20 protein-coding genes are annotated in these 25,389 nt (G+C 43.2%); 3 read left to right on the top strand and 17 right to left on the bottom strand.

What is annotated here, in order from left to right; translation table 11 throughout:
• Window positions 1-58: 58 nt before the first annotated feature.
• Complete coding sequence (ubiK, locus tag AADY36_RS01830) at window positions 59-322, top strand: ubiquinone biosynthesis accessory factor UbiK (protein WP_054561163.1); 264 nt, start codon at window positions 59-61, stop codon at window positions 320-322.
• Window positions 323-372: 50 nt separating this feature from the next.
• Here the strand turns inward: ubiK and can are convergent, their stop codons facing one another.
• From can to ilvG, 7 genes are all read right to left on the bottom strand, one after another.
• Window positions 373-1,035 (bottom strand): carbonate dehydratase, encoded by a 663-nt coding sequence (gene can / locus AADY36_RS01825; RefSeq protein ID WP_054561164.1) that lies wholly within the window; start codon window positions 1,033-1,035, stop codon window positions 373-375.
• A gap of 18 nt (window positions 1,036-1,053) precedes the next feature.
• The gene (locus AADY36_RS01820) at window positions 1,054-2,232 is read right to left on the bottom strand and encodes a methyltransferase (RefSeq protein ID WP_342408430.1); all 1,179 of its coding nucleotides are present in this window, start codon (window positions 2,230-2,232) and stop codon (window positions 1,054-1,056) included.
• Window positions 2,233-2,281: 49 nt separating this feature from the next.
• On the bottom strand, window positions 2,282-3,286 hold the full coding sequence (locus tag AADY36_RS01815; RefSeq protein ID WP_342409257.1) for an ABC transporter substrate-binding protein: 1,005 nt from the start codon (window positions 3,284-3,286) through the stop codon (window positions 2,282-2,284).
• 131 nt (window positions 3,287-3,417) lie between these two features.
• Window positions 3,418-4,968 (bottom strand): threonine ammonia-lyase, biosynthetic, encoded by a 1,551-nt coding sequence (gene ilvA / locus AADY36_RS01810; protein WP_054561166.1) that lies wholly within the window; start codon window positions 4,966-4,968, stop codon window positions 3,418-3,420.
• A 2-nt stretch (window positions 4,969-4,970) separates the two neighbouring features.
• Window positions 4,971-6,827 (bottom strand): dihydroxy-acid dehydratase, encoded by a 1,857-nt coding sequence (gene ilvD, locus AADY36_RS01805; protein WP_054561167.1) that lies wholly within the window; start codon window positions 6,825-6,827, stop codon window positions 4,971-4,973.
• A 103-nt stretch (window positions 6,828-6,930) separates the two neighbouring features.
• Complete coding sequence (gene ilvM / locus AADY36_RS01800) at window positions 6,931-7,176, bottom strand: acetolactate synthase 2 small subunit (RefSeq protein WP_054554110.1); 246 nt, start codon at window positions 7,174-7,176, stop codon at window positions 6,931-6,933.
• Complete coding sequence (gene ilvG / locus AADY36_RS01795) at window positions 7,173-8,822, bottom strand: acetolactate synthase 2 catalytic subunit (protein WP_055198455.1); 1,650 nt, start codon at window positions 8,820-8,822, stop codon at window positions 7,173-7,175. Before ilvG ends, ilvM begins: the two co-directional genes overlap by 4 nt.
• Before the next feature lie 535 nt (window positions 8,823-9,357).
• Here ilvG and AADY36_RS01790 point away from each other — a divergent pair.
• Entirely contained in the window at window positions 9,358-10,236 is an 879-nt protein-coding gene (locus AADY36_RS01790) for a TraB/GumN family protein (RefSeq protein ID WP_055198457.1), read from the top strand.
• A gap of 26 nt (window positions 10,237-10,262) precedes the next feature.
• Here AADY36_RS01790 and modF read toward each other — a convergent pair whose 3' ends face one another.
• On the bottom strand, window positions 10,263-11,720 hold the full coding sequence (gene modF / locus AADY36_RS01785; RefSeq protein ID WP_342408429.1) for a molybdate ABC transporter ATP-binding protein ModF: 1,458 nt from the start codon (window positions 11,718-11,720) through the stop codon (window positions 10,263-10,265).
• A gap of 129 nt (window positions 11,721-11,849) precedes the next feature.
• Between modF and AADY36_RS01780 the strand changes: the two genes are divergently transcribed.
• A complete protein-coding gene (locus tag AADY36_RS01780; RefSeq protein ID WP_054561171.1) occupies window positions 11,850-12,473 on the top strand; it encodes a hypothetical protein in 624 nt (207 codons plus the stop codon).
• A gap of 13 nt (window positions 12,474-12,486) precedes the next feature.
• On the opposite strand, the gene AADY36_RS01775 is transcribed toward AADY36_RS01780, so the two are convergent.
• From AADY36_RS01775 to tuf, 9 genes are all read right to left on the bottom strand, one after another.
• Complete coding sequence (locus AADY36_RS01775) at window positions 12,487-14,238, bottom strand: response regulator (RefSeq protein ID WP_342408428.1); 1,752 nt, start codon at window positions 14,236-14,238, stop codon at window positions 12,487-12,489.
• A 93-nt stretch (window positions 14,239-14,331) separates the two neighbouring features.
• Complete coding sequence (locus AADY36_RS01770) at window positions 14,332-16,668, bottom strand: fatty acid cis/trans isomerase (protein WP_342408427.1); 2,337 nt, start codon at window positions 16,666-16,668, stop codon at window positions 14,332-14,334.
• Window positions 16,665-17,045 (bottom strand): hypothetical protein, encoded by a 381-nt coding sequence (locus AADY36_RS01765; protein WP_342408426.1) that lies wholly within the window; start codon window positions 17,043-17,045, stop codon window positions 16,665-16,667. Before AADY36_RS01765 ends, AADY36_RS01770 begins: the two co-directional genes overlap by 4 nt.
• Before the next feature lie 138 nt (window positions 17,046-17,183).
• The gene (locus tag AADY36_RS01760) at window positions 17,184-17,849 is read right to left on the bottom strand and encodes an SDR family oxidoreductase (RefSeq protein WP_054561175.1); all 666 of its coding nucleotides are present in this window, start codon (window positions 17,847-17,849) and stop codon (window positions 17,184-17,186) included.
• Between the two features lie 277 nt (window positions 17,850-18,126).
• On the bottom strand, window positions 18,127-18,921 hold the full coding sequence (locus AADY36_RS01755) for a VOC family protein (RefSeq protein ID WP_342408425.1): 795 nt from the start codon (window positions 18,919-18,921) through the stop codon (window positions 18,127-18,129).
• 185 nt (window positions 18,922-19,106) lie between these two features.
• Window positions 19,107-19,823: a hypothetical protein gene (locus AADY36_RS01750; protein ID WP_342408424.1), complete on the bottom strand. Its 717-nt coding sequence runs from the start codon at window positions 19,821-19,823 to the stop codon at window positions 19,107-19,109.
• A 73-nt stretch (window positions 19,824-19,896) separates the two neighbouring features.
• Window positions 19,897-21,693, bottom strand: a complete 1,797-nt coding sequence (locus AADY36_RS01745) for an alkaline phosphatase (RefSeq protein ID WP_054561178.1) — start codon at window positions 21,691-21,693, stop codon at window positions 19,897-19,899.
• Window positions 21,694-21,704: 11 nt separating this feature from the next.
• Window positions 21,705-23,294, bottom strand: a complete 1,590-nt coding sequence (locus AADY36_RS01740; RefSeq protein WP_342408423.1) for an alkaline phosphatase — start codon at window positions 23,292-23,294, stop codon at window positions 21,705-21,707.
• 858 nt (window positions 23,295-24,152) lie between these two features.
• A complete protein-coding gene (tuf, locus tag AADY36_RS01735) occupies window positions 24,153-25,337 on the bottom strand; it encodes an elongation factor Tu (protein WP_054564107.1) in 1,185 nt (394 codons plus the stop codon).
• Between the last annotated feature and the right edge of the window lie 52 nt (window positions 25,338-25,389).

Raw genomic sequence — 25,389 nt, 5'->3', positions numbered from 1 at the left:
TACACTACGCCTAGCCAATAAGGTAAGATTGTTTTTTTACGTGACTCAAGGGACGAAGATGATCAACCCAGCAAAACTTGAAGAAATCGCTAAGCAAATTACTGACAACATGCCGCAAGGCGTGAAAAACCTTGCCGAAACAGTTGAAGGCAAAACAAAGCAAGCTATTCAAAACAAACTTGCTGAGATGGACTTTGTAAGCCGTGATGAGTTTGATATTCAAAGCCAAGTACTTATTCGTACTCGTGAAAAACTCACTGAGCTTGAAGAGAAAGTTGCATTGCTCGAGCAGCAACTTGCTAGCAAACAAGACGAACAATAAAAAAGGAGAGCGAATTAGCTCTCCTTTTTTCTACCTAGCTAGTTTTAGGTTTAGCTTTTTTCTGCCACGCGTTCAAATACGCGCTTAACGGCAATACCGTAGGTATCACTGGCTTCTTCAGCACAGGTCACAACCGACTCTAAGTCATTAAGGTGACCATTTGCTAAGCCATACACCCAACCATGAATTGTTAACTCTTGGCCTTTCGCCCAAGCATCTTGCACAATGTTAGTTCGGCACACGTTACGTACTTGTTCGATAACGTTTAGTTCGATTAAGCTATTTAAACGCTCTTGCTCAGGTAATGCATTGAGTTGTTCGATGTGTTTTTCTTTTACATCACCTACGTGTCGTAACCAGTTATCAATTAAGCCAAAACGCGCTTCGTTTAATACTGCTTGAACACCACCACAGCCATAGTGACCAACAACCATGATGTGCTTCACTTTCAGTACTTCAACAGCGTATTGCATTACCGAAAGACAGTTATGGTCGGTATGCACAACAACATTTGCCACGTTACGGTGAACAAATAGCTCACCCGGTAGTAAGTCTACGATTTCGTTTGCAGGTACACGTGAGTCAGAACAACCGATCCACAGGTACTCTGGATTTTGCTGCATTGATAGAATTTTGAAAAACTCAGGATCATTTTCACTCGTACGCGCTGCCCAACGTTTATTATTCTCGAATAAATTTTTTAACTTTCTCATTGCGCCTCTTTACGGTATTTAATAATTAGCTTGGATCAAGATATTCCTTGGTGTCAGCTGCTTTTCGCAAAACGTACTAACTGTTACTTGATACCCTTGTTGTTGCAAATATAAAGCACGATCGAGCACGAGCCAAACTTCAATTGCCCTTCTGAACACATGTCGGACGAGTTCAACTCGCTCAGTAACCCTTTTGCGCTTTTTACCTATCTCTAAAAATTTATTATAATCAATGTCTTCTGGTAAAAATAATGATTTTTTCTCAGCTGCCCACAAACAAAATGAGCTAAACGAATCAGAGAAGATCGCTTTGTTCACTGATGGCACACTCACATAGTGCATTTCACCGGTCAGCGATTTACGTAGCGCATCAAATCCAAGACGCCATTCAACCTCTGTTTTTCTTACCTTATCAACTCGGCTCGGTGCTGTTACCGTTTCTTGCAGCGCCAGTTTTAAATCGCGATGAGTAAGTGCAAGTTGGCTTTGCTTGGCAGGCTCGCTCATTGCTTGATAGGCGTTATCTGTGAATAAATGATAACAGCACGGTGAAAAACTGATTTGCTGGGTTTTCGCTTTGCTTGCTTGCTGCATAAATGTTTGATGCAGGCGACCACAGGCATGTAAAGCAACAGCATGCTGCTGGCTTTCAAAAAAGTCATCTGTGTCATCGGTTAATACATCAGCTTGTGAAAACTGCATCGCCAATTGCTGTTGCTTAGCACTGTGTTGGCCTTGGTCGCACAAGTGTTGTTGTAGCTCAATGCTATGTACACGTGGTGCACCATTAAATGCCAACATGCGACCTAAATGCCCTTTACCTGCGCACCATTCTAGAACGGGCTGGTTTAATGGCTGCTGACTGATCGCTGCGACAAAGTCTTGTAGTTGCTCAAATTTACGGCCTTTAATGCCATTACTTATCCAAAACGGAAATTCATTACGGGCAGCACTTATCGCTGGCAACTCACACAATTCAGCCAGCTTTTCAATGTGTTCGATTTCATCAGTAAAATAACGATATAAAGCCTGCTGATCGGCATCAAGTTCACTCACTTGTTGGTCATCAAGCGCCCATAATAAGTTGGCTAATTCAGGCCAAGGAAGATCATCAAAATCAAATGCGGTACATTGCCAGTATTGGCGGGTTGAAAATAGCAGTGCATCTAAGGCAGCAAAGTGCTCGGCAAGTGTCATAACTACTTAGCGACAAGAAATAAAAAGCAGTATAACAGATTTATCTTATTTAACGTCGGTTACTACTGATCAAACGAATGTACAATGGCACACATGCAATACTTAAAATGATGGCTAGGATCAGCATCCAAGATAGCTCAAACCCTTCTGTTTGCTGTTGATCATACATAAAGCCATCAAAGGCCTGATCAAACTCATCCTGATCTAAGCCATATAAATCTGCAATCAAACGCCACTTTGCCATCGACATATTGCCAAGATTAATGCCCGGTGGTTGAATGTAGCTTGCTAACACATGGGCTTCATAGGCCAGCTCTTGTACGCTTTTATGGGTGGCATAGTGCTGCTTGGTTACATCTATGCTTTCTTCTAAGTGTAATAAGGCATACCGCCACCCTTTTAAGCTGGCACGATAAAAGCGCTCAACAACCTCAGGCTTTTTCGCTAAAAATTGCTCAGAGGTATATAAAATATCGCCATACACATTCAAACCAAACTTTTGCGGACAAATAAGTCGGTGACCTACTCCTTGTAATGTCATCGTGTAAGGCTCATTAGTGACATAAACTTGCACCGCATCTAAATCACCCGCAAGCCACTCTTTAATACCGCCTTCATGGCTAGCTGCCATCAAGCTTTCTAGGCTCAATCCTGCGCGCTGTAACATTACCAGCAATTCAGCATTTTCTATTGAACCGATTTTACTTAGCTTTTTACCAGCAAAGTCTCTTGGCTGAAAAATATCTGAGTTATTTTTTACCATCCAGCAGTAAGGTGAAAACTGCAGTATGGCTCCAAGGGCAACAACCGGAGCGCCTTGCTGACGCTTTTGTAATATGCCTGAGTGAGTAATGGCAAAATCGGCTTTATCGCTTAGTACTTTAGGGAAGGTATCTGGGTGGTTTGGATCAGCAGGAATAATAGAGACATCAAGGCCAGCTTCCTTATAAAAGCCTTTTTCTGCAGCCATGTAATAGCCTGCAAACTGGAACTGGTGAGTCCATTTTAACTGTAAGCTAACTTTATCAGCACACTGTGCGCTCATAGAAAGCATTAAACAGATTAACCCTAATAGGCTTTTTATACCTTGCACGCATCATCCTTGCTTGAAACCGTGCATTAACTATAGGAAAAATAGAGAAAAAAACAAGGCTGCTAGTTAGCAGCCTTATTCAGGTTTTATAACTAATTAGCCACTTTCACTGCGCTCAACTCCTGACCTTGGCTGGTTAGGAACTGGGTGAAACATGGGTTGTTTGTTTCATCTTGAACGTTGTATCCCAAACGGTTCAAATGCTCATTGAATACTTCATAATCACTCGGTTCGATAGCAAAGGCCGCCAGCACATTACCAATAGCTCCACCATGGTTACGGTAATGGAATAAAGTAATATTCCAATTACTACCAAGGGTATCTAAGAATCGCGCCAGTGCACCTGGGTATTCAGGAAACTCAAAGCGTAATAAACGCTCATGAAGTTGAGCTGGCGCTTTACCACCCACCATATAACGAATATGCAATTTAGCCAGCTCGTTATCTGATAGATCGCAAAACGTGTAGTCATTTTCTGTCAGTGCTGCTTTTAACTCATCGAGCTCTTGCTGCCCTTGTCTTAAGGCAATACCAACAAAAATTTGTGCTTCGCCAGGGCCTGCATAACGGTAATTAAACTCGGTGATAGCCCTGCCACCTAATGAGTTACAAAACTGCTTAAAGCTACCCTTTTCTTCTTTTATGGTCACGGCAAGCAGTGCTTCGTTCTTTTCACCAAGTGCCGTTCGCTCTGCAACATAACGTAAGCGGTCAAAGTTTAAGTTTGCACCCGATAAAATCGCAGCTACGTTTAAGCCTTTAACACCATTTTGTTGGCACCACTTTTTAAGGCCCGCTGTTGATAGCGCCCCTGAAGGCTCCGCTATAGCACGAGTCGAAACAAAGATATCTTGCATTGCGGCGCAGATTTCGTCGCCCGTTACAGTGACCACTTCATCACAAAACTTTTGCGCTAAACGAAATGTTTCTGTGCCAATAACTTTTACGGCTACACCATCTGCAAAGCTACCCACACGGTCAAGCTCAACGGGCTTGCCTGCTTCAAGCGCTGCTTTTAGGCAAGCACTCTCATCAGCTTCAACACCAATGACTTTGATATCAGGACGTAACGACTTAATGTACACCGCCATGCCTGCTAGCAAACCACCACCGCCAACAGGAATAAAAACAGCATCAAGGTCATTCAATTGCTGCATTAATTCACGGGCAACGGTACCTTGGCCAACAATCACATCAGGATCATCAAACGGTGGCACAAACACCCCGTTACGCTGCTCTGTCAGCTCTAAAGCATGGGCTTTTGCCGCATCAAAATGATGGCCGTGTAATACCACTTCACCACCGAGTGAACGTACTGCATTCACTTTAATTTCTGGTGTTGTGACTGGCATCACAATCGTAGCTTTATGGCCTAAAAATGAAGCACTGAGTGCAACGCCTTGTGCATGGTTACCCGCTGAGGCTGTGATCACATCAGAACCTTTTGGCAACTTGCTCAGTTTATGAAATGCACCACGAAGCTTAAATGAATAAACCGGTTGTTGGTCTTCACGCTTTAACCACACATGGTTGCCTAGCCGTGCACTAAGATCAGCCATTTCGCTGACCTCAGTGACTTTTGCAAGGGGCTCCATGTTCGCTTGGATAATAGCGCGAAAATAATCGAGCTCTTGAGAAACCATAATTAACTAAGCTCCTCAAGTTTTGCTAAATCGCGAACAGCTCCTTTGTCTGCACTGGTTGCAAGTAACGCATAGGCTTTAAGTGCAGATGAAACATAGCGGTCACGATCAAGTGGTTTATAAGCATCTTTACCGCGTGCAAGTTGCTTTTGTTTACGTGCTTCAAGTTCTTCATCAGACAGGGCTAGGGTGATTTCACGGGTTGCGATATCAATTACTATTTTATCGCCATTTTCAACATAGGCGATTGCACCACCACTTGCTGCTTCTGGTGAAACGTGACCAATTGATAAACCCGATGTACCACCCGAGAAACGACCATCGGTGATAAGCGCACACTTTTCACCTAAGCCCATTGATTTTAAGTAACTCGTTGGATACAGCATTTCTTGCATGCCTGGGCCGCCTTTTGGTCCTTCGTAACGAATTACAACAACGTCACCCGCTTTCACTTCGCCGTTAAGAATACCTTCTACCGAATCATCTTGTGATTCGTATACAACCGCAGGGCCTTCAAAGTGCAGCATTTCTTCAACTACACCGGCACTTTTAACAATACAGCCATCAAGGGCTAAGTTACCTGAAAGTACAGCTAAGCCACCATCTTGACGAAAGGCATTTTCAACACTGCGAATACAGCCGTTTTCACGGTCATTATCAAGTTCTGGCCAGCGGCACTCTTGGCTCATTGCTTTTGTAGTGCGGATACCCGCAGGGCCTGCTTTATAGAATTTTTGCGCTACTTCATTATTAGGATCGGTGGCATCCCATTTAGTCACCATTTCGGCCATAGTGTGTCCTGCCACGTGATCAACAGTTAAATCGACAAGGCCAGCCTTACCTAATTCACGGATAATTGCCATCATGCCACCAGCACGGTGCACATCTTCAATATGATATTTATTGGTTGCAGGCGCCACCTTACAAAGGAAAGGAGTTTTACGAGAAAGCTCATCGATGTGCGACATATCAAAATCAACACCCGCTTCTTGCGCTGCAGCTAATAAGTGTAAAACCGTATTTGATGAACCACCCATGGCAATATCAACCACCATTGCATTCATAAAGGCAGTGCGATTAGCAATTGCACGTGGTAATACTGCTGCATTATCTTTTTGATAATACTCACGGCATAAATCAACAATGCGCGCACCTGCTTCAACGTAAAGTTGTTTACGGTCTTTATGCGTAGCAAGTGTGGTACCGTTACCCGGCAGTGCTAAACCAATCGCTTCTAATAAGCAGTTCATTGAGTTGGCAGTAAACATACCCGAACATGAACCACAAGTAGGACACGCAGAGCGCTCTACTTTTTCAGAGTCTTCATCGCTTACTGTGGTATCAGCGCCTTTTACCATGGCATCCACTAAATCAAGTTTAATGTCGATATCAGCAAGGCGTGTTTTACCCGCTTCCATTGGACCACCTGATACGAAAATAACCGGAATATTTAAACGCAGTGCTGCGAGCATCATCCCCGGGGTGATTTTGTCGCAGTTAGAAATACAGATCATAGCATCAGCACAGTGCGCATTAACCATGTATTCCACAGAGTCAGCAATTAAGTCACGCGATGGTAGTGAATACAGCATGCCACCGTGACCCATTGCGATACCATCGTCGATCGCAATAGTATTAAATTCTTTTGGTACACCACCGGCTTCAGTGATGGTTTCAGCCATTAACTCACTAAGTTGGTTAAGGTGAACATGTCCCGGTACAAACTGAGTATATGAGTTAACAACAGCGATAATTGGCTTACCGAAGTCTTTATCTGTCATCCCTGTTGCACGCCATAAAGCACGCGCCCCTGCACGTTTGCGACCTTCTGTTGTTGTTGCACTTCTTAATTTAGCCATAATTACCTCAGTTGTTGCAGTGGCATGCCACTGACTTCCTCATTCCTAATTTATTTCTCACTAAAGCATCAATCTGATTGCTCTAGCTACCTGTTGATTTTTACTAGATTGCTTGTTGTTGAAATTGGTTTTCAACATTGACGTGTTTCACATCAACCAATTTATTCAATTGTGATGTTAGTAGATAAATTGGCTTATCGCTGTCTACCGTCATGGTGACGTGAAACGCTTCATCAGCCATTTCTAAGTTCATGGTTGTTAGGTCAAAGCCGCGATGACGTGCAACGCGTAAAAAGCGCTCTACAGCGACACTTTGATTCTTTAGTGCAATCGTTAGGGTGTGTTTCATTTTACTGTCTCCGTCATCATTTCATCATTAGCAGCACCGGGTGGTACAAGCGGCCATACATTTTCTTTATCATCTATACAGGCATGCAGAATGTATGGACCTTCACTATTTACTAACGCATCAACCGCAGCATCGACTTCATCTGCTTTAGTGATCGTTTGACCTGGAATGCCAAACACCGCTGCTAACTGCACAAAATCAGGATTATCTGAAAGGTTTGTTTCAGAATAACGACCTTCAAAAAATAGCTGCTGCCATTGACGTACCATGCCTAAGCGCTGGTTATCTAGGATTAGAATTTTAACTGGCAGATTGTTACGGCGAATTGTTGCCAGTTCTTGAATGTTCATCATGATTGAGCCATCACCCGACACTGTGATCACAAAATCATTTGGACGAGCAACTTGAGCGCCGATAGCGGCCGGTAAACCAAAGCCCATGGTACCCGCACCACCACTACTTAAGTGATTACTTGGGTGGCTAAACTTCATGTGCTGTGCCACCCACATTTGGTGCTGACCCACATCACAGCACACAACGCCAGTTGCTGGCATTTTTTGGCTTAGTTGGTTTAATAAATAAGGGGCAAATACTTTCTCGCCTGGATAGTCATAACGCCACGCATGCTCTTTCATCATGCTTTCGATGTGCGTTAACCACTCATCAGGCGTTACAAAACAATCAAGTTGCGGTAATGAGGTTTTTAAATCTGCGACTAATGATGCTTTTGCAGGCTTACGCTTACCAACCTCTGCGGCATCGATATCAAGGTGTATCACTTTTGCTTTTGCGGCAAACTTGCTTAAATTGCCAGTAACACGGTCGTCAAAACGAGCACCGATACAAACCAAAACATCACACTCTTGCACTGCTAAGTTAGCCGCTTTACCACCATGCATACCTAGCATGCCAAGGTCATATTCATAATCAGGTAATACGCTGCCTAGCGCTTTTAATGTTGATACTGCTGGCATATGTGTTTTTTCTAAAAACTGCATAAGCTCGTTTTGTGCATCAGCAGCCTGTACACCACCACCGATATACGCCACCGGGCGCTGCGCTTCACTTAAGATTTGGTTAGCTATCGCAACTTGGTTTGCGTCTAATTTTGGTAAATGATCTTCGGCAGCTAACCAAGGGTGGAATGGTACTTGCGCCATTTGGATGTCTTTTGGGATATCAACTAATACAGGGCCTGGGCGGCCGCTTTGCGCTAGGTGGATGGCTTCTTGTAGTATTTCGGCTAAGTCTTCAGCTCTTTCAACCATGTAACTATGTTTAGTACATGATAACGACATACCTAACACATCCACTTCCTGAAAGGCGTCGGAGCCTATCGCTGCGGTAGGTACTTGCCCTGTGATTGCAAGTAACGGCACTGAATCCATCATCGCATCAGCAAGGGCTGTAATTAAGTTAGTCGCACCAGGGCCTGAAGTTGCAAAGCACACACCTAACTTACCTGTGCTGCGGGCAAACCCTACAGCTGCAAAACCCGCTCCTTGTTCATGACGCGTCAAATAATGTTTGACTGGCGCACCGTACAAGGCGTCGTAAATAGGCATGATGGCACCACCTGGGTATCCAAAAACATCCTTAACGCCATGTTTGGCTAATAAATCGATTGTTAACTCTGCGCCTGTCATCGTAAATCCTCATTCCTCAGTGACATTGTGTATTTACTGCAACTCAAACCTTAAAACGAAAAAGCCCCCCGGACTGTTAAGTGCGGGGGGCTTTTTAAATGCTTCACTTTTCTCTAAGCACTAACTAGCCCCCGCGGTAATAATAATCACCACGACGTTAATTAGAATTAGAGAAAGTTTGTTTGTAAGCATTTATCTGTAACCAAATTCTGTTCATTTGTAGCGGAAATCTAGCCATCCCGCTGTCTTTTTCTATTAGTACCGCGCTGGGGCCTGTAAGTCAACACAAAAATCAATTCAAAAAACAGGCTAAAAAGCAATATTAAAGAAATAAATATTCAACAATTTCACATATAAAGATTTATATTTCACTATTTATTGAAAATTGAAATTTCATACCTCGTTATTTGCAATTATATGATTGATTAATTTTTAGCAATTAGATGTGATTTTTCTGCATAAAGCCGATTTAATTTAACGCCTCAAAGAAAAATTAGTTTAGTATTGAAAAAACCACGTTATGAAAAGGAAAGTTATGAAATTCGTCCAGCGTATTAATGCCCTGTTTTTTATGGTGCTACTGCTTGGTTTTAGCCAATATGCACTTGCAGAGCCGGGGTTATGGAAAGTAGAAAAAAACGGCGTTGCTTCTTATTTATTTGGTACCGTGCATGTTGGCGATAACAGCATGAAAGGCTTGCCAAGTAAGGTAACAAAAGCACTCGATAACTCAGATAAAGTCATTGTTGAGGTGGATATCAGCGCCATTTCACCGATGGAAATGCAGCGTCGCTCATTACCATTTATGATGCTGAAAAATGGCAAAACCTTACAATCTGAATTATCACCAGAAAACTATGCAAAACTGCAAAAGTACTTTGCTGATAAATCAATTGATATTGCGATGTTTAAGAATTTAGCACCATGGGCGGTGATGGTCACCATGATGCAGATGGAGTTCCAAAGTGTTGGTTTTTCAGATCAATACGGCATCGACAAGCAAGTACTTGCTTACGCTCAAGAACATAAAATATCTATTGGTGAGCTCGAAACTCTTGAACGCCAAATGGAAATGTTTGAGCACTTAGCAATTATGAATGACAAGATGATCGAAGAAACATTCGAGCAACTTGCAGACGTAGACACCTACTTTTTTGGTCTTATCAAGGCTTGGAAATCGGGTGATATGAAAACACTTACGCAGTTTTATAACGAAAGCTTTGATGACTCTGAATATGGTCAACTAAGCGAGCAAGTGATGTTGATAGACCGTAACAACGATTGGGTTAATCAACTATCGACTCGCATCGGTAAAGAAAAGCTGTTCATTGCAGTGGGCGCTTTGCACTTACCAGAGCAACACGGTTTATTGAAGCAATTAACAGATAAAGGTTTCACCATTACCCGTATCTAAATGATTTTAATCATTAAAAAAGCGCCTTATGGCGCTTTTTTTGTGAAATCTGCCATCTCTAAATAATTGTTGATACCGGCTATTTTGTCACTCGCGTGGTGATTAACATACACCACGGTGCTGGTACCTGCAGCGCAGATTTTTTCTACTAGTAATAACACTCGTTGCCTATTCGCTTCATCGAGGCCTAAGCAAGGTTCATCAAGGATCAATAAGTTAGGATGTTTAACCATAGCCCGAGCAATCAACAATAAACGCTGATCACCAAAAGACAGCTGGCTAAATGAACTGCTTTGTTTATCACTTAACCCTAATAACGCTAACCACTTTTTGGCAATGGCAAGTTGCTTATCGGTGGCTTTTTGGTAAAGACCAATGCTGTCATAAAAGCCCGAAACAACCGTATTGAGCGCGGTGATACTCACTCGATAATCCATATGCAGCGCGTTAGAAATATAACCAATGTGCTGTTTAATTTGCCAAATACTCTCACCGCTTCCGCGCTGATAGCCAAACACCTTGATATCGTTGTTGTAACACTGCGGGTTATCACCTGTGATAAGGTTCAGCAAACAGGTTTTACCTGAGCCATTTTTACCTGTTAACTGCCAATGTTCGCCTTGGTTAATTTGCCAGTTTAGTTTTTCAAATACAGCCTCGCCGCCATAACTCACTGCTGCGTTATTGAGTCTTACCAGCATAGAATCTGTGAGCGGAGGCGCTTGATGGTCAATATCAGCCTCAGGTATTTGTAACTGAGTATGAGTTAGATGCAATAGCTTTAGTAAATCATCGCGCTGCTCGGGTGTAGGCTTCGCTAATTGCTCTGTGACATGACCCTCTTTAACATAGGCGTAATGATCAACAAAGTCAGGGATCTCAGTTAAGCGATTGAGCACAAAAATAAGGGTCGTTGTTTTACTAAGCTCTGCGAGTAGCTGATTAAGCCCTGCCATTGCCGTGACATCTAAACCATCAAAAGGCTCATCAAGCACAAGTAAATCTGGTCGACCTATTATGGCTTGAATCAACATCAGTTTGCGGGTTTCACCGGTCGATAAATCGCGAAATGCCTTGCTAAGTTTGTCACTAAAATCAAATAGGCTTATTAACTGCTGTAGCAAATCACTATCAAGCTGTTGCTCGTCTCGACCTGCAATAATTAACTCATAAACCGTACTCGAAGGCGTAACGCCATCAATAATATCATCTTGATCTTTAGTTAGCTCAGCCGCAAGGAGCTGCTTTTGGCTGTCTGGCGAAACCAATGCTATACGCTCAAAGCTATTCTCATACTGGCCTTTTTCTATTTTCGCAAAACCGGCAATGGCAGCTGCCACGGCCGATTTACCCGCCCCATTCGCACCAAGTAAAACCCATTGCTGCAATGGCGATACATTGATATTGAGATCATCTAAATAATAAACGTCATTGCCCTGCCCCTTTAGGCTAGCTTTAACATTAACCAACTGCACTTGTTGCACTTTGAATCCTCATTCTAAGTTACCGTTAGCTTGACGTTACCGTATTCGATAAAAAATTAAAAATCGTTTAAACCTTTTTTGAACACAGCTGCGACTAAGGTATAAAAGGTCATCAACAGGAAACAGACAATGAAAAAATTACTTTGTGTAGCAGCAATTGGCTTAGCACTAACAACAACATACGCAATGGCAAAAGATTCACGTGAACTAAATCACAACTTCGCAGTGAATAGCGCAAGCCAGCTTGATATTGATTTTCCGGTGGGCAGCTTAGAGGTCGAAAGCTATGACGGTAGCGAAGTCGTCGTTACGGTTCGCATTGAACCAAAAAATGACAATAGCTGGTTCAGCTCTGATGTCGATTTATCAGATATTGAATTAAGCCACTCGCAAAGCGCCAGCTCACTTAGCTTAAAATTAGATAACGACGACATTCAACAAAACTGGCATGTAAAAATGCCTAAATCGATGGCAATTGATGTTGAACTTGGTGTTGGCGATATTGAAATTAACGACGCAAGTAATTCAGTTGAGATTGAGCTTGGTGTGGGCGCGGTAAGAATTGATAGCGCGCTTGATGACTACAAACGTATCGAGCTTGATACAGGTGTCGGCGACACTAAAATTCGCGGCTTAAAAAATGACGGTAACACTAGCCGTAAAGTGGTTAGCTCGCATTCAAGCTATCGTGGCAATGGCCAATACGATATTGAAGTCGAGGTGGGTGTTGGCGACATTAAAGTAACGAACTAATTTAACGCTTTGGTTATCCCTGTGAGCTCTCAGTAAATAAAATGCTGAGAGCTTTTTGCACTGAATCTAGCGAGATCGGTTTATATACGTGCAAGTTTGCTCCAAGCTCATATACTCGTTGCAAATCTTCATTCGATGTATTGGCGGTCACCACCAAAATTGGCACTTGTTGCCCCTGCTCATTACGAATAATATCAATCGCTTTAAAGCCATCCATAACTGGCATATTTAAATCCATAAAAATTAAATCGTAATGCTTATCTGAGGCTTTATCTGTGGCAATTAAGCCGTTTTCAGCCACATCAAAGCTGTAATTTAAATGGCTAACCATGCGACCTAAAATTGTCGCATTCAATGGGTTATCTTCCACAATTAAACAATGTAATGCTTGCGGCAGCGGCGCTGGCATTGCTGATTTAGGCGTGCTTTCTAGTTCAAAATTAATTAACACTTTCACACCTTGTGGCTCAGCATTAAGAAATTGGATTTCTCCTTTTAATGCTTTAACAATGTGCATAACCCTAAGCAACCCCGTTTTTAAGCCTTGAAAATGTTGCTCTGAGTCATTTTCGTAGCTAAGTAAATCTGTCGGCGGCTTTTCAAAGCCTTTACCGTTATCTTGTATTTCCATTACAAAGTGCTGCTCACCTTGGCATGCAGCTGTTACGGCAATACGGCCTTGGCTTGGAGTAAATTTAACGGCATTGTTAATGATTTCAGCAACGATTTGCGTCAACCTTGCATGGTCAGTGCTCACTTCTTTATTGAGTGACTCAGCTAAGTTCACGCTCAAGGTAATACCTTTATCGTTACAGGCATATTCATAGGGTGAGATAGCTTGCTTTAATGTTGATAACAAATTGCTGCTAGTAAAACTTAACTGCCATTCTCCCGAGGTTAGCTGCTGTAAGTCCATTAATTCGTCTAGCATAGCCACCAGCCTATTAACGCAATAAAGCGCCTGCTGTTTAGTCAGTTGCTGACTGTCGCTGATATCGAGCGCTTCGATTGATGCGGTCAAACCTTGCAATGGTGTTCTAAATTCATGACTGGTACGGGCTATAAAACGCTCTTTATTTTTATTAACACGCTCAGCAAACTCTTTTTGTTCTTTGTATTTAGCAATATTTTTAGTGACCAGTTTCTCCATGGGTTTAAAAATGAAAAATAACTCAATGGCTAATAACACCATGGCGATGAGCCAAAACAATAACTCTAAAACCGCCAGAAATGTGACTTTTTGAACTGATTTTTGTTCAAGTAATTTAACCGCTTGGTCTAGCTTTGTGAGTAGTGCTTCAAGCTGATTGCTAACAAATGTTGAGCGGTCCACATAGGCAAAATCATCAGTATTGTTTAATAGCTGCTGCGCTTTACTCACATAACGCTTCACGTGCTCATCTAATGCGGTAGGAGGCGAGAAGTAATGGGCCTCAAGCGCCTCATTTAAATGAATATAGTGACCTTGTTCATCCTGCTGAATTAAAAATTGATGCCCTGCAATAAATTGCTCAACGGCTTGTTCCAGTAGTCTTCGGTGTTGCTGTTGGAAATGATCGGATTCATGGTAAATGAGTGCATTGCCGTACAAGGCTACTTTTTGGGACAGCATGCGTTGCTTACCGGCAATGTTGATAACTTTGGCGTCACCCTTTTGGATATACAAAAGGCTCTGTATCAAGATAGCTGATACAGAGATCAATATGGCAATCGCCAATAACCCCCAGCGATATCGTCTTCGGATATCTGTGACTAGCTGCAACATGTTTTACTCATTATTTTTTAAAAATAATTGTAGTTCATAGAATACAAGAAAGCCCACTTGAAGTGGGCTTTAAACATGATAATTAACAGAAATTTATCGATTTTCGAGTCGGTTATAGTCAAATAACCCAAATTCAACGCCGCGATACTCTTTCGCTACACGGTGTAAAATATCGCTGTATTGCCAAAACTGTGGATGTGTTCGGCGAATAGCGAATTCACTTTTCAGATCTCTGTAAGCTGCTTCATCTGTTGCTTTAGCAAGCCCAGCTGCAAAAGCTGCAATTTGCTGGTCATTGTGTAAGTACCAAATGGCTTCTGGGTAATCACCTATGAACCCAGGCACAATCGTTACTGTATCTTCGTCATAAGCTCGTTGCCCTTCTTCATTCAATAAGCTCGAAATATTGTAATGAGCATTATGATGGATCAGGGTATAGGCCTTGTGCTTATCATCGCCATCTTTGACTAACACAAACGAAATTTGCGGTAGCAAGTTCACTGCTTTAACCGGAAGGTTGTTAATTTTAGCAAGTGGCTCAGGCACTTTCGTATAGTCGTAACGAGGGCTTAAAATTGGCTTAAGCTTCTCTTTTAGCATATTGAACAACTCTGACTGCGAGTCCATTGTTTTGTATTCAATACCCGTAGGTTGGCTAAATGACAATTCATCTTCAAAGAAACTCGTTAAGCTAGGTGGTGATTTACGATACCACTGAGCTTTAATTTCTTTGCGCTTAGCTTCTGGCAATAATGCAAGGTAGTTTGCTTCACCCTCTAAGCGTAAAAAGTCCATATACAAACGAGTTAATAACTGATGACCAATGTTGCCATACACATCAAACCCCGCCACCAGCAAGTAGTGAATACGTTCAAATAGTGCGTAGTCTAGTATCCAGGCGGTTTTTGGTTGCTGGCCTATCCAGCCCTTTACAACTGTTGCGCTATCAAAGTGGCGGAACACCGTCAGTGCTGCATTTTGGTTATGGCCATCACCCTGCCAAAGTAAATCGGTTGTTAGGTGCTGACCGTTCTCAAACATCTTATTAGCCAGTGCAACTTTGGCTGACAGGTATTTGTTTTGGCGTTTTGAATACTTCACCCAACTAGAAATCGGCAAGGCATTGCTTTCTTCTTCTGCTGGTAATGCTAAGGCATCTTCATGTTGTAACAACAATTCACCCACTTTAGGTGTCGCCGCCATTTCAGGTTTAGCAAACCCCACCCAGAACTGGTCGTTAATCACGTTTAACGCGATTTGACCTCGACAAACCGGCCCTTTAATAAAACCCATAATAATAAGCTCAGCTTCATCAAGCATAAATTGATAACGTGAGTTTACTGGGATTGCAGCAAAGGCTTTAAACGGATTTGATGCCACTTCTGGTTTATAGCTTGGCAGTTTATTTACTTGGTAATCAGCTTCAATAAATTGCGAATGGATGCGCGCAAGCTTTTCATCATTTAACGCTAAAGGTAAATGTGTTTTCGCTAAGATAGTCGAGCGGTCATGCATTAAACGGTAGTAAACACGCTCAACTTTAGGGTCTTCATAAGGGCGACGGGTGCTAATGTGTTTGATCTCTTCACCCGGTGGCGTTAAAGAGCGAACCAGCTTAAAGTAGCTGTGTTTATCGCCATGCTCAGGGAAGTAAATATGCGCTAAATACCAGTGCTCATAAATATAGCGAGCAGCCAGTTGATGCTTTAAACCATCTTGATTTAAAAATGCTTCCCAACGTTCAACTTGTTTTAGTACGCCTTCTTCAGGAGGCTCAATATGAGCAAGGTAACCGCCCTTCTTAAGCCATTTAGCAAGGTGTTGAAACTCTTCGCTTGAGATCCCCGGCAAACCATATGGCATACCACTGTGTGGGTTATCTTTAGCGAATGAGTCAAATTCATTCATTGTGGTGCATGTTTGTTCACGATCGAGCGAAAAATCAAACTCATCGCCTAAAATAGCTTGCTTAGGAAGAGGGCTACTTTGCTTAAGTACTAGGGCATTATAAAGCACGCTACCCGCTAGGTTCGCTTCTTCGGTTTGTGCTCGCTCGTTAAGTACTGGCGTAAAGCCTTTTTCACGCCACTGGGCGGTAGATGTCGCATCAAACAGTAAGCGACTAGGCTCTTGGGCTAGTAAACGAGTGCCGTCATAAACACGCTCTTTGCTTAAGCCCCGATCAATACCTTCCACAGAAGATAACTTAAGTTGACATGGTGCGTCATAACAGCCGTGACAAACCACACAACGAGTGTCGAGCACCGGCTTTACATCACTTAAAAACTCCGCGCCTTCAAGTGTTGACGCAGCAACAACGCGCTCTCTAGGTTGCTCTTCACCAAACAGTTCATCGTAATGAGCAGCACCTAAATAAGCACAACCACTTAATAAAATAAGACCAAATACGGTAGTGAGGAGTTTTCTCATCCTTCCTCCTCGATATCTTCAACGTCATCGCCTAAATCGAAGGTTGGCATCATATCGACTTGCGGCGATACAAAGGTTTGGTCGTTGTCGCAACTAAGCATCGCGCTTAATAGTGGCCCACGAACGAGTGTCAGCTGCGCATCATGCTCACCATCAATCAATGCTTGATAGTCATCATTTAACGCTTCAAGACGATATTCATTAATGGCAATTGCGACACTGCTATCTACAGCTGGATTTTGGCAAAGCTGCGCGAGTAACTCTTCGCTTAGCGTTACATGTAATAGTAAATCTGGAGATTCGATATCGCGGCTGTGAAGGTTTTCATCGAAACAAAAAAGAGGAAGGGTTAAATCGCTATTTTGCTCTAATTCCATGTGCTGCTCTCTACATCAAAATGACTTTTAATTATACGAGTATAGCAAACTATAAGTTCAATAATTAGCGAAACTTATCAGCCGTTAGCAGCTTTTTAGCCGCTAACTAACCGAATTATAAAAACAGTGAAAAATGCATTACCAAGGTAGCGTTTCGCCGTTTGAATGCCAAAACCCACCTGTGTTGCTAAGGTTTAATTCGTCAATCCGCTTGATGAGCCGCTCTGCAGCAGTTTCAGGGCTAATATCGCCTGCAAAATTAACCATTTGCGTTTGTACAAAGCCCGGGTGGAATAACCCTACAGCAATTTTTTTATCTTTTAGCTCATGGGCTAAACTAACACTGGCAGCATTAAGTGCCGCTTTTGACATACGATAACCAATGTAACCGCCCGAGCCATTATCAGCAATTGAGCCCATGCGCGATGTGATCATCGCCACTTTGGCATCAATGCCTAAGCTTTGCTGTAATGCATGAGTAATGCGAATAGGTGCGATACTGTTTACACTAATTTGCTTTTCTATAGCAGCAAAGTCCATATCAGCTAATGTTTCGTTATGAAAAATACCGGCGTTGTTAACCAAAATATCAATCTTGTCGCCGTGTAAGTAATTGGCAAGTGTTGCAACATCATCGGCATCAGCCACATCAATATCGCTAATAATTTTCACATCGAGTGCTTGAAGCTCCTCACTTGGCGTGCGAACCACTGCAGTAACACGGTAACCTTGGGCTGAATACTGTTTACAAAAATTAAGACCAATACCTTTATTGGCCCCCGTAACCACCACATGCTTAGTCATCAATCTGCTCCTTAATTAGCTTTTTATACCAATTCGCTTAATTAAATGGTCTATTTTGAGGCAAGAAAACCTCGTTGATAACAAGGCAAAAATTTCGTTATTTAGTTGTTCTAAATCAGAAATTTTTAACGCAGGTAGCGACAGGTTTAATCCCTCAAAATGACTAAGTATTATTGCGAATTGGTATTATACCCAAACCACCTCAAGGTGCGAGTTTGTGCATTTTGAGGGGGCTTAGATATATATACCTTGGGACAGATTGGCAAAAACCAAGGGCTTAAGTTAATTCATCAATGGTTGATTTAAGTATAGAAAATACGGCCCCTTGTGGATCGGTAATCACACTAAAGCGTCCAACATCTGGAATGTCTGTTGCTGGCACACAAATAGCGCCATTAAGCTGCGTTGCTTTAGCGACTGCCTGATCGCAATCTGCTACCGCAAAATACGGCATCCAATGGGGTGGAATATCATCGGGCCATTCATTGGTCATCTCAAGCATGCCCGCAATCGGTTGCTCATCGATGGTAAATAAGGTGTAGTCCATGCCCTCCATGGGTTTCACCTCAAACTGCCACCCGAATAACTGACAATAAAAGTCGCGACTTTTTTGCATGTCTTTCGATACAAGCTCAAACCAGTAAGGTAGGTTAAGCTCTTGCACTCGTTTAGCCCCGATATGCTCACCGGCTTGCCATAAGGCAAATGTTGCACCGCCTGGTTCTTGAAGCATCACCATGCGACCTGCCGTCATAACATCATGTGGCCCGGCCAATACAGTTGCACCTAATGATTTTGCCAACTCTGTGCTTTGGTCAACATCATTAACAGCAATGTACAATAACCAATGGGTTGGCATCTCGCTCATACTTTCTGGCAGTTGATACATAGCGGCAATATCATCACCTTGTTTTTTCAGCATGGTGTAATACATATCTTCGCCTATCGGCTGGTCATCAAAACTCCAGTCAAAAAGTTGCGTATAAAACTGCTTTGCAGCTTGCCAGTCTTTCGCGCATAACTCGGCCCAGCAGAAAGTACCTGCTGGGTGTTTTGTATTTATTTTTGTCATGACTGTTCCTCCTTGGTTAAACTTAAGCAACAATGGCACAATTTACCAATCAAACCAGACAATAGTTGCAACACTTCGTAGAAATAAGTAATTTTGCCTTAACTAAACAAACAATAAACTGCTTTAGAAAGCACGGAGTTACAGAGACAAAAATGCCGCTAAAAAAGCGGCATTGTAATAATTAATTAGTGATGATGGCCATGCTCACCTTTGAGCTGATTACCTTGCGCATCATAAAAACCGCTCGCGCCATGCTCAACAAACCCTAAGTTGATCATTTTAGCTAAAAACGGATCGCTTTCATTATCACCGATATCTGCGTAATCGGTTGTTTGGTAGTTATCCCATTTCGCAAACTCAGCCTGCACATTCTGTTGATTGTGGTGGCTGGCTGTTAAAGTAATTTCACGGCTATATGTTGGTGTTGAAATACGAATTGCTTTGAGTAACTTTTGATTGGCAAGCCAGCTTAGCTCTATTTTGCTATCACCCTGCTGTTGTGTGTAATATTCTGTTAGCTCACAGCCTTCATCTGTGCTTTTCTGGTGCGTCATAGAGGCTAAAAACTTATCACTTACTAACTGATATTTGCTACTCCAATCTTGTTCACCTTGCACTTCCGATGGTTGATACTCAATACCACGCTGGGCATGCTGAAAATAACGAATTGGGCGAATTTGTTGATTGCGCAACTGTTGCCATAATTCAATAAACTGTGGATTCTGCTTAGCCACCTGGTGAGGCGTACGCCAGAGGGTAAAGGTGTTTTCAGTATGCTGCTTATTAGCAACTATATCTGTGGTGACCGTATAGTCTGCTTGCGTAAAACCGGTGTTCATATCGCATTGCCCTGCAACAGCAAGTGGGCTAAGTAATGAGGCAAGTAAGATGGCTGCTTTCACGGGATTCTCTTTTTGTCTTGGTTTTCAGTATAACTAATTGAGTAAGGGAGGCTCAGAGCCTCCCAAGAACTCATTACTGTGCTAATTTAGCATCGGCTTGTTTAACAAGGTCAGCGGCATAATCCATAACATGGAAGATAAGGCTTTGCTCATTAGTGCCTGTTACTAAATGTGCACCTGGGCCTACTGCATACACACCCACATCTTCTGCTGCGTGTGTTTCAGAACCTAGTGGTACGACGGCTTCTTGGTGGAAACCAGGTGTTGTTGTGTCAACATCAGTTAGATCTACACGACCCGTTACCGGCGCATAGTTATAACCTGCATCAGCATCAGTCTCATCACCTAAGTCGCGGAAACCGCCACCATTGGTATAACCAACTGTTGTGTATGGCATGTTATCTGCTGCAAGTGATGGTTCATCACTACCCACAGGTACCACTTTACCTAAGATTGGGTTACCACGTTTTGGGTAGCCAGCAATAGTAAATACGTGGCTGTGGTCAGCTGTTACTATGATTAACGTGTCTTCAATGCTGGTTTTATCAAGAGCAACTTGGACTGCTTTTGAAAGCGCAACTGTATCGCTTAGTGCATTGTAAGCATTACCAGCGTGGTGACCGTGGTCAATACGGCCAGCTTCAACTGTTAGCATGAAACCATTAGCGTTGTTGTCTAACACATCAATTGCTTTTGCTGTCATCTCAGCAAGCGAAGGCTCGCCCGCTACATCGTTTGCGCGATCGGCTTCGTATTGCATATGTGATTCATTAAATAAACCAAATACGCGCTCTGTTGACTCTGCATCGATTGCATCAAAACCTGCTTGGTCCATCACATATTGACCTGCTGGGTATTTAGCTTTCCATTCAGCTGTTAGGTCGCGACCATCTGTACGGTCACCTTCTACAGCGCTCACAGCATCAGCAGAGTTAAAAGCTGCATCTTTCGGTAAGAAATGACGACGACCGCCGCCCATCACAACTTCTAAACCATCAACATCTAGGCCTTCGTAGCGTGCTTCTAGGTTTGCTTCAAAATTAACTAATTGCGATGCAATATCTTCACAACCAGCGGTAACTGCTGCCTCTGGCATATCTGATACGTCTTCCCAGTTACGGTCGGCCGATTTTGCATACGTTGCTGCAGGTGTTGCATGAGTGATACGCGCTGTCGAAACAATACCAGTCGACTTACCGGCAATCTCTGCAAGTTCAGTAGCTGTAACTAGTTCATTACCTGCAACCGTTGCACAGTTACCACGCTCGATGTCTTCATCAACACCGATAACGCCAGCATCCGTTTTTACGCCCGATGCCATTGCTGTCATCGTCCCCGCAGAATCAGGTGTTTGCGCATCAACGTTATAGGTTTTAGCAAACCCTGAGAAAGGTAGTGTTTCAAAGCTTAGTTGGTGCTCTTCACCTAACTTACCTTCAAGCTGACCGGCCATGATACGTGCTGCCGTCACGGTTGAAATACCCATGCCGTCACCAACAAACAGAATCACGTTTTTCGCTTTACCAGACTCTTTTACAACGGCAGCAATGTTTTCTTCGCTAGTAGCGACTTTAACTTGTGCTGACTTGAACCATTCATTATCGGTCAACGGCGCTAATTGCGATGCCGTTAACGACGTTGCTGGTGCATTACATGCAACGGTTGTGTCCGTTACTTCTGCTGAGTCTAGCTCACCGTTATCGTTGCTATCTGCACCGGTTAGCGTTTCTGTACCACCGTTTACGCACTGCTCAGAACCAACAGCTAATGTATTTTCAACGGTTAATGTTTTTGGTGAGTTGTCATCGTCATCAGAACAACCCGCTAATGCCACTACTACAGCAAGAGAAATTAAATTTAGTTTTTTCATCGTCGTCGCCATTATTCTTCAATTAGTTCTAGAGCTTGGTTAATGATGTGGAAAATTACGTTTTGCTCCACAACGCCTTGTGCTAGTTGCGCACCTGGACCTTTTGCATGAAGTGAAATATCTTCACCCGCATGAGTCTCAGAACCTAATGGCACGGTAGCTTCTTGGTGATAACCAGGCATCGTCGTATCAACACCCGTTAAATCAACACGACCTGCAAATGCCGCTTCGCTATATGATGCATCTGCATCAGTTTCATCACCTAAATCGCGAAAACCTAAACCATTTGCATAACCAACTGTGGTGTACGGCATACCATCTGCCGCAAGGCTTGGCTCTTCGCTACCAATGGCAACCACTTGACCTAAGATTGGATTACCGCGCTTTGGATAACCCGCGATAGTAAATACGTGGCTGTGGTCGGCAGTAACAAGAATAAGTGTTTCTTCTGGGTTGGTGTTCTCTACTGCTGTTTGCACTGCTTTGGCAAATTCAACGGTATCGTTTAACGCGTTATAAGCATTGCCCGCATGGTGGCCATGGTCGATACGACCAGACTCAACGGTTAAGAAAAAGCCTTTTTCATTGCTCTTTAAGATGTCGATCGCTTTACCTGTCATTTCAGATAATGACGGCTCACCCGCAACATCGTTAGCGCGATCTGCTTCGTATTGCATGTGTGATTCGTTAAATAATGCAAATACACGTTTGCTGTCAGCATTTAGTGTATCAAAGCCAGCTTGGTCCATGACGTACATGCCATCAGGGTACATTTCTTGCCATTCAGCAGTTAGGTCTCGCTCATCAGTACGGTCACCTTCTACTTCACTGACTGCATCAGCTGAATTGAACGCTGCATCTTTCGGTAAGAAGTGACGACGTCCGCCACCCATCACAACTTCAAGACCATCTACGTCAGTACCTACGAAGCGTGCTTCTAGGTTCTTCTCGAAATTAACAAGTTGTGAGGCGATATCTTCACAACCGGCTTCTACAGCATCAGCTGGCATGTCTGACACGTCTTCCCAGTTACGGTCAGCTGATTTTGCATAGGTTGCAGCCGGGGTTGCGTGAGTAATACGCGCCGTTGAGACAACACCTGTTGCTAGACCTTTAATTTCTGCCAGCTCTGTTGCGGTAATTAACTCATTACCCGCAACCGTTGCACACTCGCCACGCTCGATATTTTCGTTAACACCAATTACACCTACATCGGTTTTAACACCTGAAATAATTGCTGTCATTGTGCCTGCAGAGTCAGGGGTTTGCGCATCAACGTTATAAGTTTTGATTTGCGCTGAGTAAGGGAATTCTTCAAAGCTAAGTAAGCCTTCTTCGCCCGACTTACCTTCCATTTGCCCCGCCATGATACGCGATGCAGTTAGCGTTGAGATACCCATACCATCGCCAACAAATAAAATGACATTTTTAGCTTTAAACGTTTGCTCAGCCTGAGCCGCCGCTTCTTTTTCTGTTAATTTTGTTTCAGCAGCACTATACCAATCATTTTGTTTTTGACTGTCTGGTAACACACCTGCATTGGCCGTCGCTGACAATGCCAGCGTTAAACCAATTGCAGTAGCAATTTTATTAATTTTCATCGTTACGTTCCGTTAGTACGTTATTTTAAGAGTTTGAGTGCTAACTAAACTGCACTTGGATAATTAGCGCAGCCATACTAAGAAGGCATTGTTACTAAAAAAGTGGTTTTTCATGACGAAATGATGAAACAAAAACAACTTTAGCTATAGGTAAGCAATTAGTTTTAGGGGAAATAATAGGGTTAGGTGCTAGGGGTGAGTTGCGAGTTAGCGAGTTAGCGAGTTAGCGAGTTAGCGAGTTAGCGAGTTAGCGAGTTAGCGAGTTAGCAAGGGTAAAGGTTCTAGGTTCTAGGTTCTAGGTTCTAGGTCAAGCATAACCTTGGGAGTGCTTTAATGTGGTTTGGGTTTACCAAAGAAAAGGTTTACATGGATTGTGTTGGGTTTCGCTGCGCTCAAACCAACCTACCCGAAGAATGAACAGGGCAAATGCTGAGCGAGACACCACACTAAACAACCCTACCGATCGAATCTGACGTCTGAGAGCTGATAGCTGATAGCTTTTCACCCATAAAAAAACCCGAGACTAAGCTCGGGTTTTTCTCAATGCTTAATGCATGACTATAGTTGATTACTCAACGATAGTTGCAACAACACCAGCACCAACTGTACGGCCTCCGGCTCATCGCAGAGCTCTTTGCCTTCAAGCGGCGGGAGTTTCACTCCCTAACTCCCCACTTTCAGCCTTCACGGATAGCGAAGCGTAAACCTTCGTCCATTGGGAGTTTGAAGGCGGCAGATTAGCCTTTCACTCTAAACTGCTTAAAACTTAAAACTGATAGCTTTTTTACCCATAAAAAAACCCGAGACTAAGCTCGGGTTTTTCTTAATGCTTAATGCTTAATGCATCACTATAGTTGATTACTCAACGATAGTTGCAACAACACCAGCACCAACTGTACGGCCACCTTCACGGATAGCGAAGCGTAAACCTTCGTCCATCGCGATTGGGCAGATTAGTTCTACAGTCATCTTGATGTTATCACCAGGCATTACCATTTCAACGCCGTCTGGTAACTGTACGTCACCTGTTACGTCAGTTGTACGGAAGTAGAACTGTGGACGGTAACCTTTGAAGAATGGAGTGTGACGACCACCTTCATCTTTAGAAAGTACGTATACTTCTGAAGTGAACTTCGTGTGTGGAGTGATTGAACCAGGCTTAGCTAGTACTTGACCACGCTCAACGTCTTCACGCTTAGTACCACGTAGAAGTGCACCGATGTTCTCACCCGCACGACCTTCGTCTAGAAGCTTACGGAACATCTCAACACCTGTACAAGTTGTCTTCGTAGTTTCTTTGATACCTACGATTTCAACTTCGTCATTCACGTTGATGATACCAGCTTCAACACGGCCAGTTACAACAGTACCACGACCTTGGATTGAGAATACGTCTTCGATAGGCATGATGAATGGCTTATCGATGTCACGCTCTGGCTCTGGGATGTAAGAATCTAGTGCTTCTGCAAGCTCAACGATTTTGTCTTCCCACTCTTTCTCGCCTTCTAACGCTTTAAGCGCTGAACCTTGGATTAGTGGTAAGTCATCACCTGGGAAGTCGTACTCAGAAAGAAGTTCACGAACTTCCATCTCAACTAGCTCAAGTAGCTCTTCGTCGTCAACCATGTCACATTTGTTCATGAATACGATGATGTAAGGTACACCAACCTGACGAGAAAGTAGGATGTGCTCACGAGTTTGTGGCATAGGACCGTCAGTCGCAGCAACTACTAGGATTGCGCCGTCCATTTGAGCAGCACCAGTGATCATGTTTTTAACATAATCGGCGTGTCCTGGACAGTCTACGTGTGCATAGTGACGAGTTGGAGTATCGTACTCAACGTGTGAAGTTGAGATTGTGATACCACGCTCACGCTCTTCTGGAGCGTTATCGATTGATGCGAAGTCTTTAGCTACACCACCGTATACTTTTGCAAGTACATTAGTGATTGCTGCTGTTAGAGTTGTTTTACCGTGGTCAACGTGGCCGATTGTACCAACGTTTACGTGCGGTTTTACGCGTTCAAACTTTTCTTTTGCCATCTTAAAAAATTCCTATAAAGAAATTAACGCCTGACCCACTATTGGGCCAGAC

Source organism: Pseudoalteromonas sp. D15MCD-2, assembly GCF_038562745.1.
Lineage (GTDB): Bacteria > Pseudomonadota > Gammaproteobacteria > Enterobacterales > Alteromonadaceae > Pseudoalteromonas.
This window is presented reverse-complemented; position numbering and strand designations above follow the sequence as displayed.

Excerpts from the sequence above, each read along its gene's own strand:
- ubiK (WP_054561163.1), top strand. The coding sequence starts at position 59 with ATGATCAACCCAGCAAAACTTGAAGAAATCGCTAAGCAAATTACTGAC.
- can (WP_054561164.1), bottom strand. The coding sequence starts at position 1,035 with ATGAGAAAGTTAAAAAATTTATTCGAGAATAATAAACGTTGGGCAGCG.
- AADY36_RS01820 (WP_342408430.1), bottom strand. The coding sequence starts at position 2,232 with ATGACACTTGCCGAGCACTTTGCTGCCTTAGATGCACTGCTATTTTCA.
- AADY36_RS01815 (WP_342409257.1), bottom strand. The coding sequence starts at position 3,286 with ATGCTTTCTATGAGCGCACAGTGTGCTGATAAAGTTAGCTTACAGTTA.
- ilvA (WP_054561166.1), bottom strand. The coding sequence starts at position 4,968 with ATGGTTTCTCAAGAGCTCGATTATTTTCGCGCTATTATCCAAGCGAAC.
- ilvD (WP_054561167.1), bottom strand. The coding sequence starts at position 6,827 with ATGGCTAAATTAAGAAGTGCAACAACAACAGAAGGTCGCAAACGTGCA.
- ilvM (WP_054554110.1), bottom strand. The coding sequence starts at position 7,176 with ATGAAACACACCCTAACGATTGCACTAAAGAATCAAAGTGTCGCTGTA.
- ilvG (WP_055198455.1), bottom strand. The coding sequence starts at position 8,822 with ATGACAGGCGCAGAGTTAACAATCGATTTATTAGCCAAACATGGCGTT.
- AADY36_RS01790 (WP_055198457.1), top strand. The coding sequence starts at position 9,358 with ATGAAATTCGTCCAGCGTATTAATGCCCTGTTTTTTATGGTGCTACTG.
- AADY36_RS01780 (WP_054561171.1), top strand. The coding sequence starts at position 11,850 with ATGAAAAAATTACTTTGTGTAGCAGCAATTGGCTTAGCACTAACAACA.
- AADY36_RS01775 (WP_342408428.1), bottom strand. The coding sequence starts at position 14,238 with ATGTTGCAGCTAGTCACAGATATCCGAAGACGATATCGCTGGGGGTTA.
- AADY36_RS01770 (WP_342408427.1), bottom strand. The coding sequence starts at position 16,668 with ATGAGAAAACTCCTCACTACCGTATTTGGTCTTATTTTATTAAGTGGT.
- AADY36_RS01765 (WP_342408426.1), bottom strand. The coding sequence starts at position 17,045 with ATGGAATTAGAGCAAAATAGCGATTTAACCCTTCCTCTTTTTTGTTTC.
- AADY36_RS01760 (WP_054561175.1), bottom strand. The coding sequence starts at position 17,849 with ATGACTAAGCATGTGGTGGTTACGGGGGCCAATAAAGGTATTGGTCTT.
- AADY36_RS01755 (WP_342408425.1), bottom strand. The coding sequence starts at position 18,921 with ATGACAAAAATAAATACAAAACACCCAGCAGGTACTTTCTGCTGGGCC.
- AADY36_RS01745 (WP_054561178.1), bottom strand. The coding sequence starts at position 21,693 with ATGAAAAAACTAAATTTAATTTCTCTTGCTGTAGTAGTGGCATTAGCG.
- AADY36_RS01740 (WP_342408423.1), bottom strand. The coding sequence starts at position 23,294 with ATGAAAATTAATAAAATTGCTACTGCAATTGGTTTAACGCTGGCATTG.
- tuf (WP_054564107.1), bottom strand. The coding sequence starts at position 25,337 with ATGGCAAAAGAAAAGTTTGAACGCGTAAAACCGCACGTAAACGTTGGT.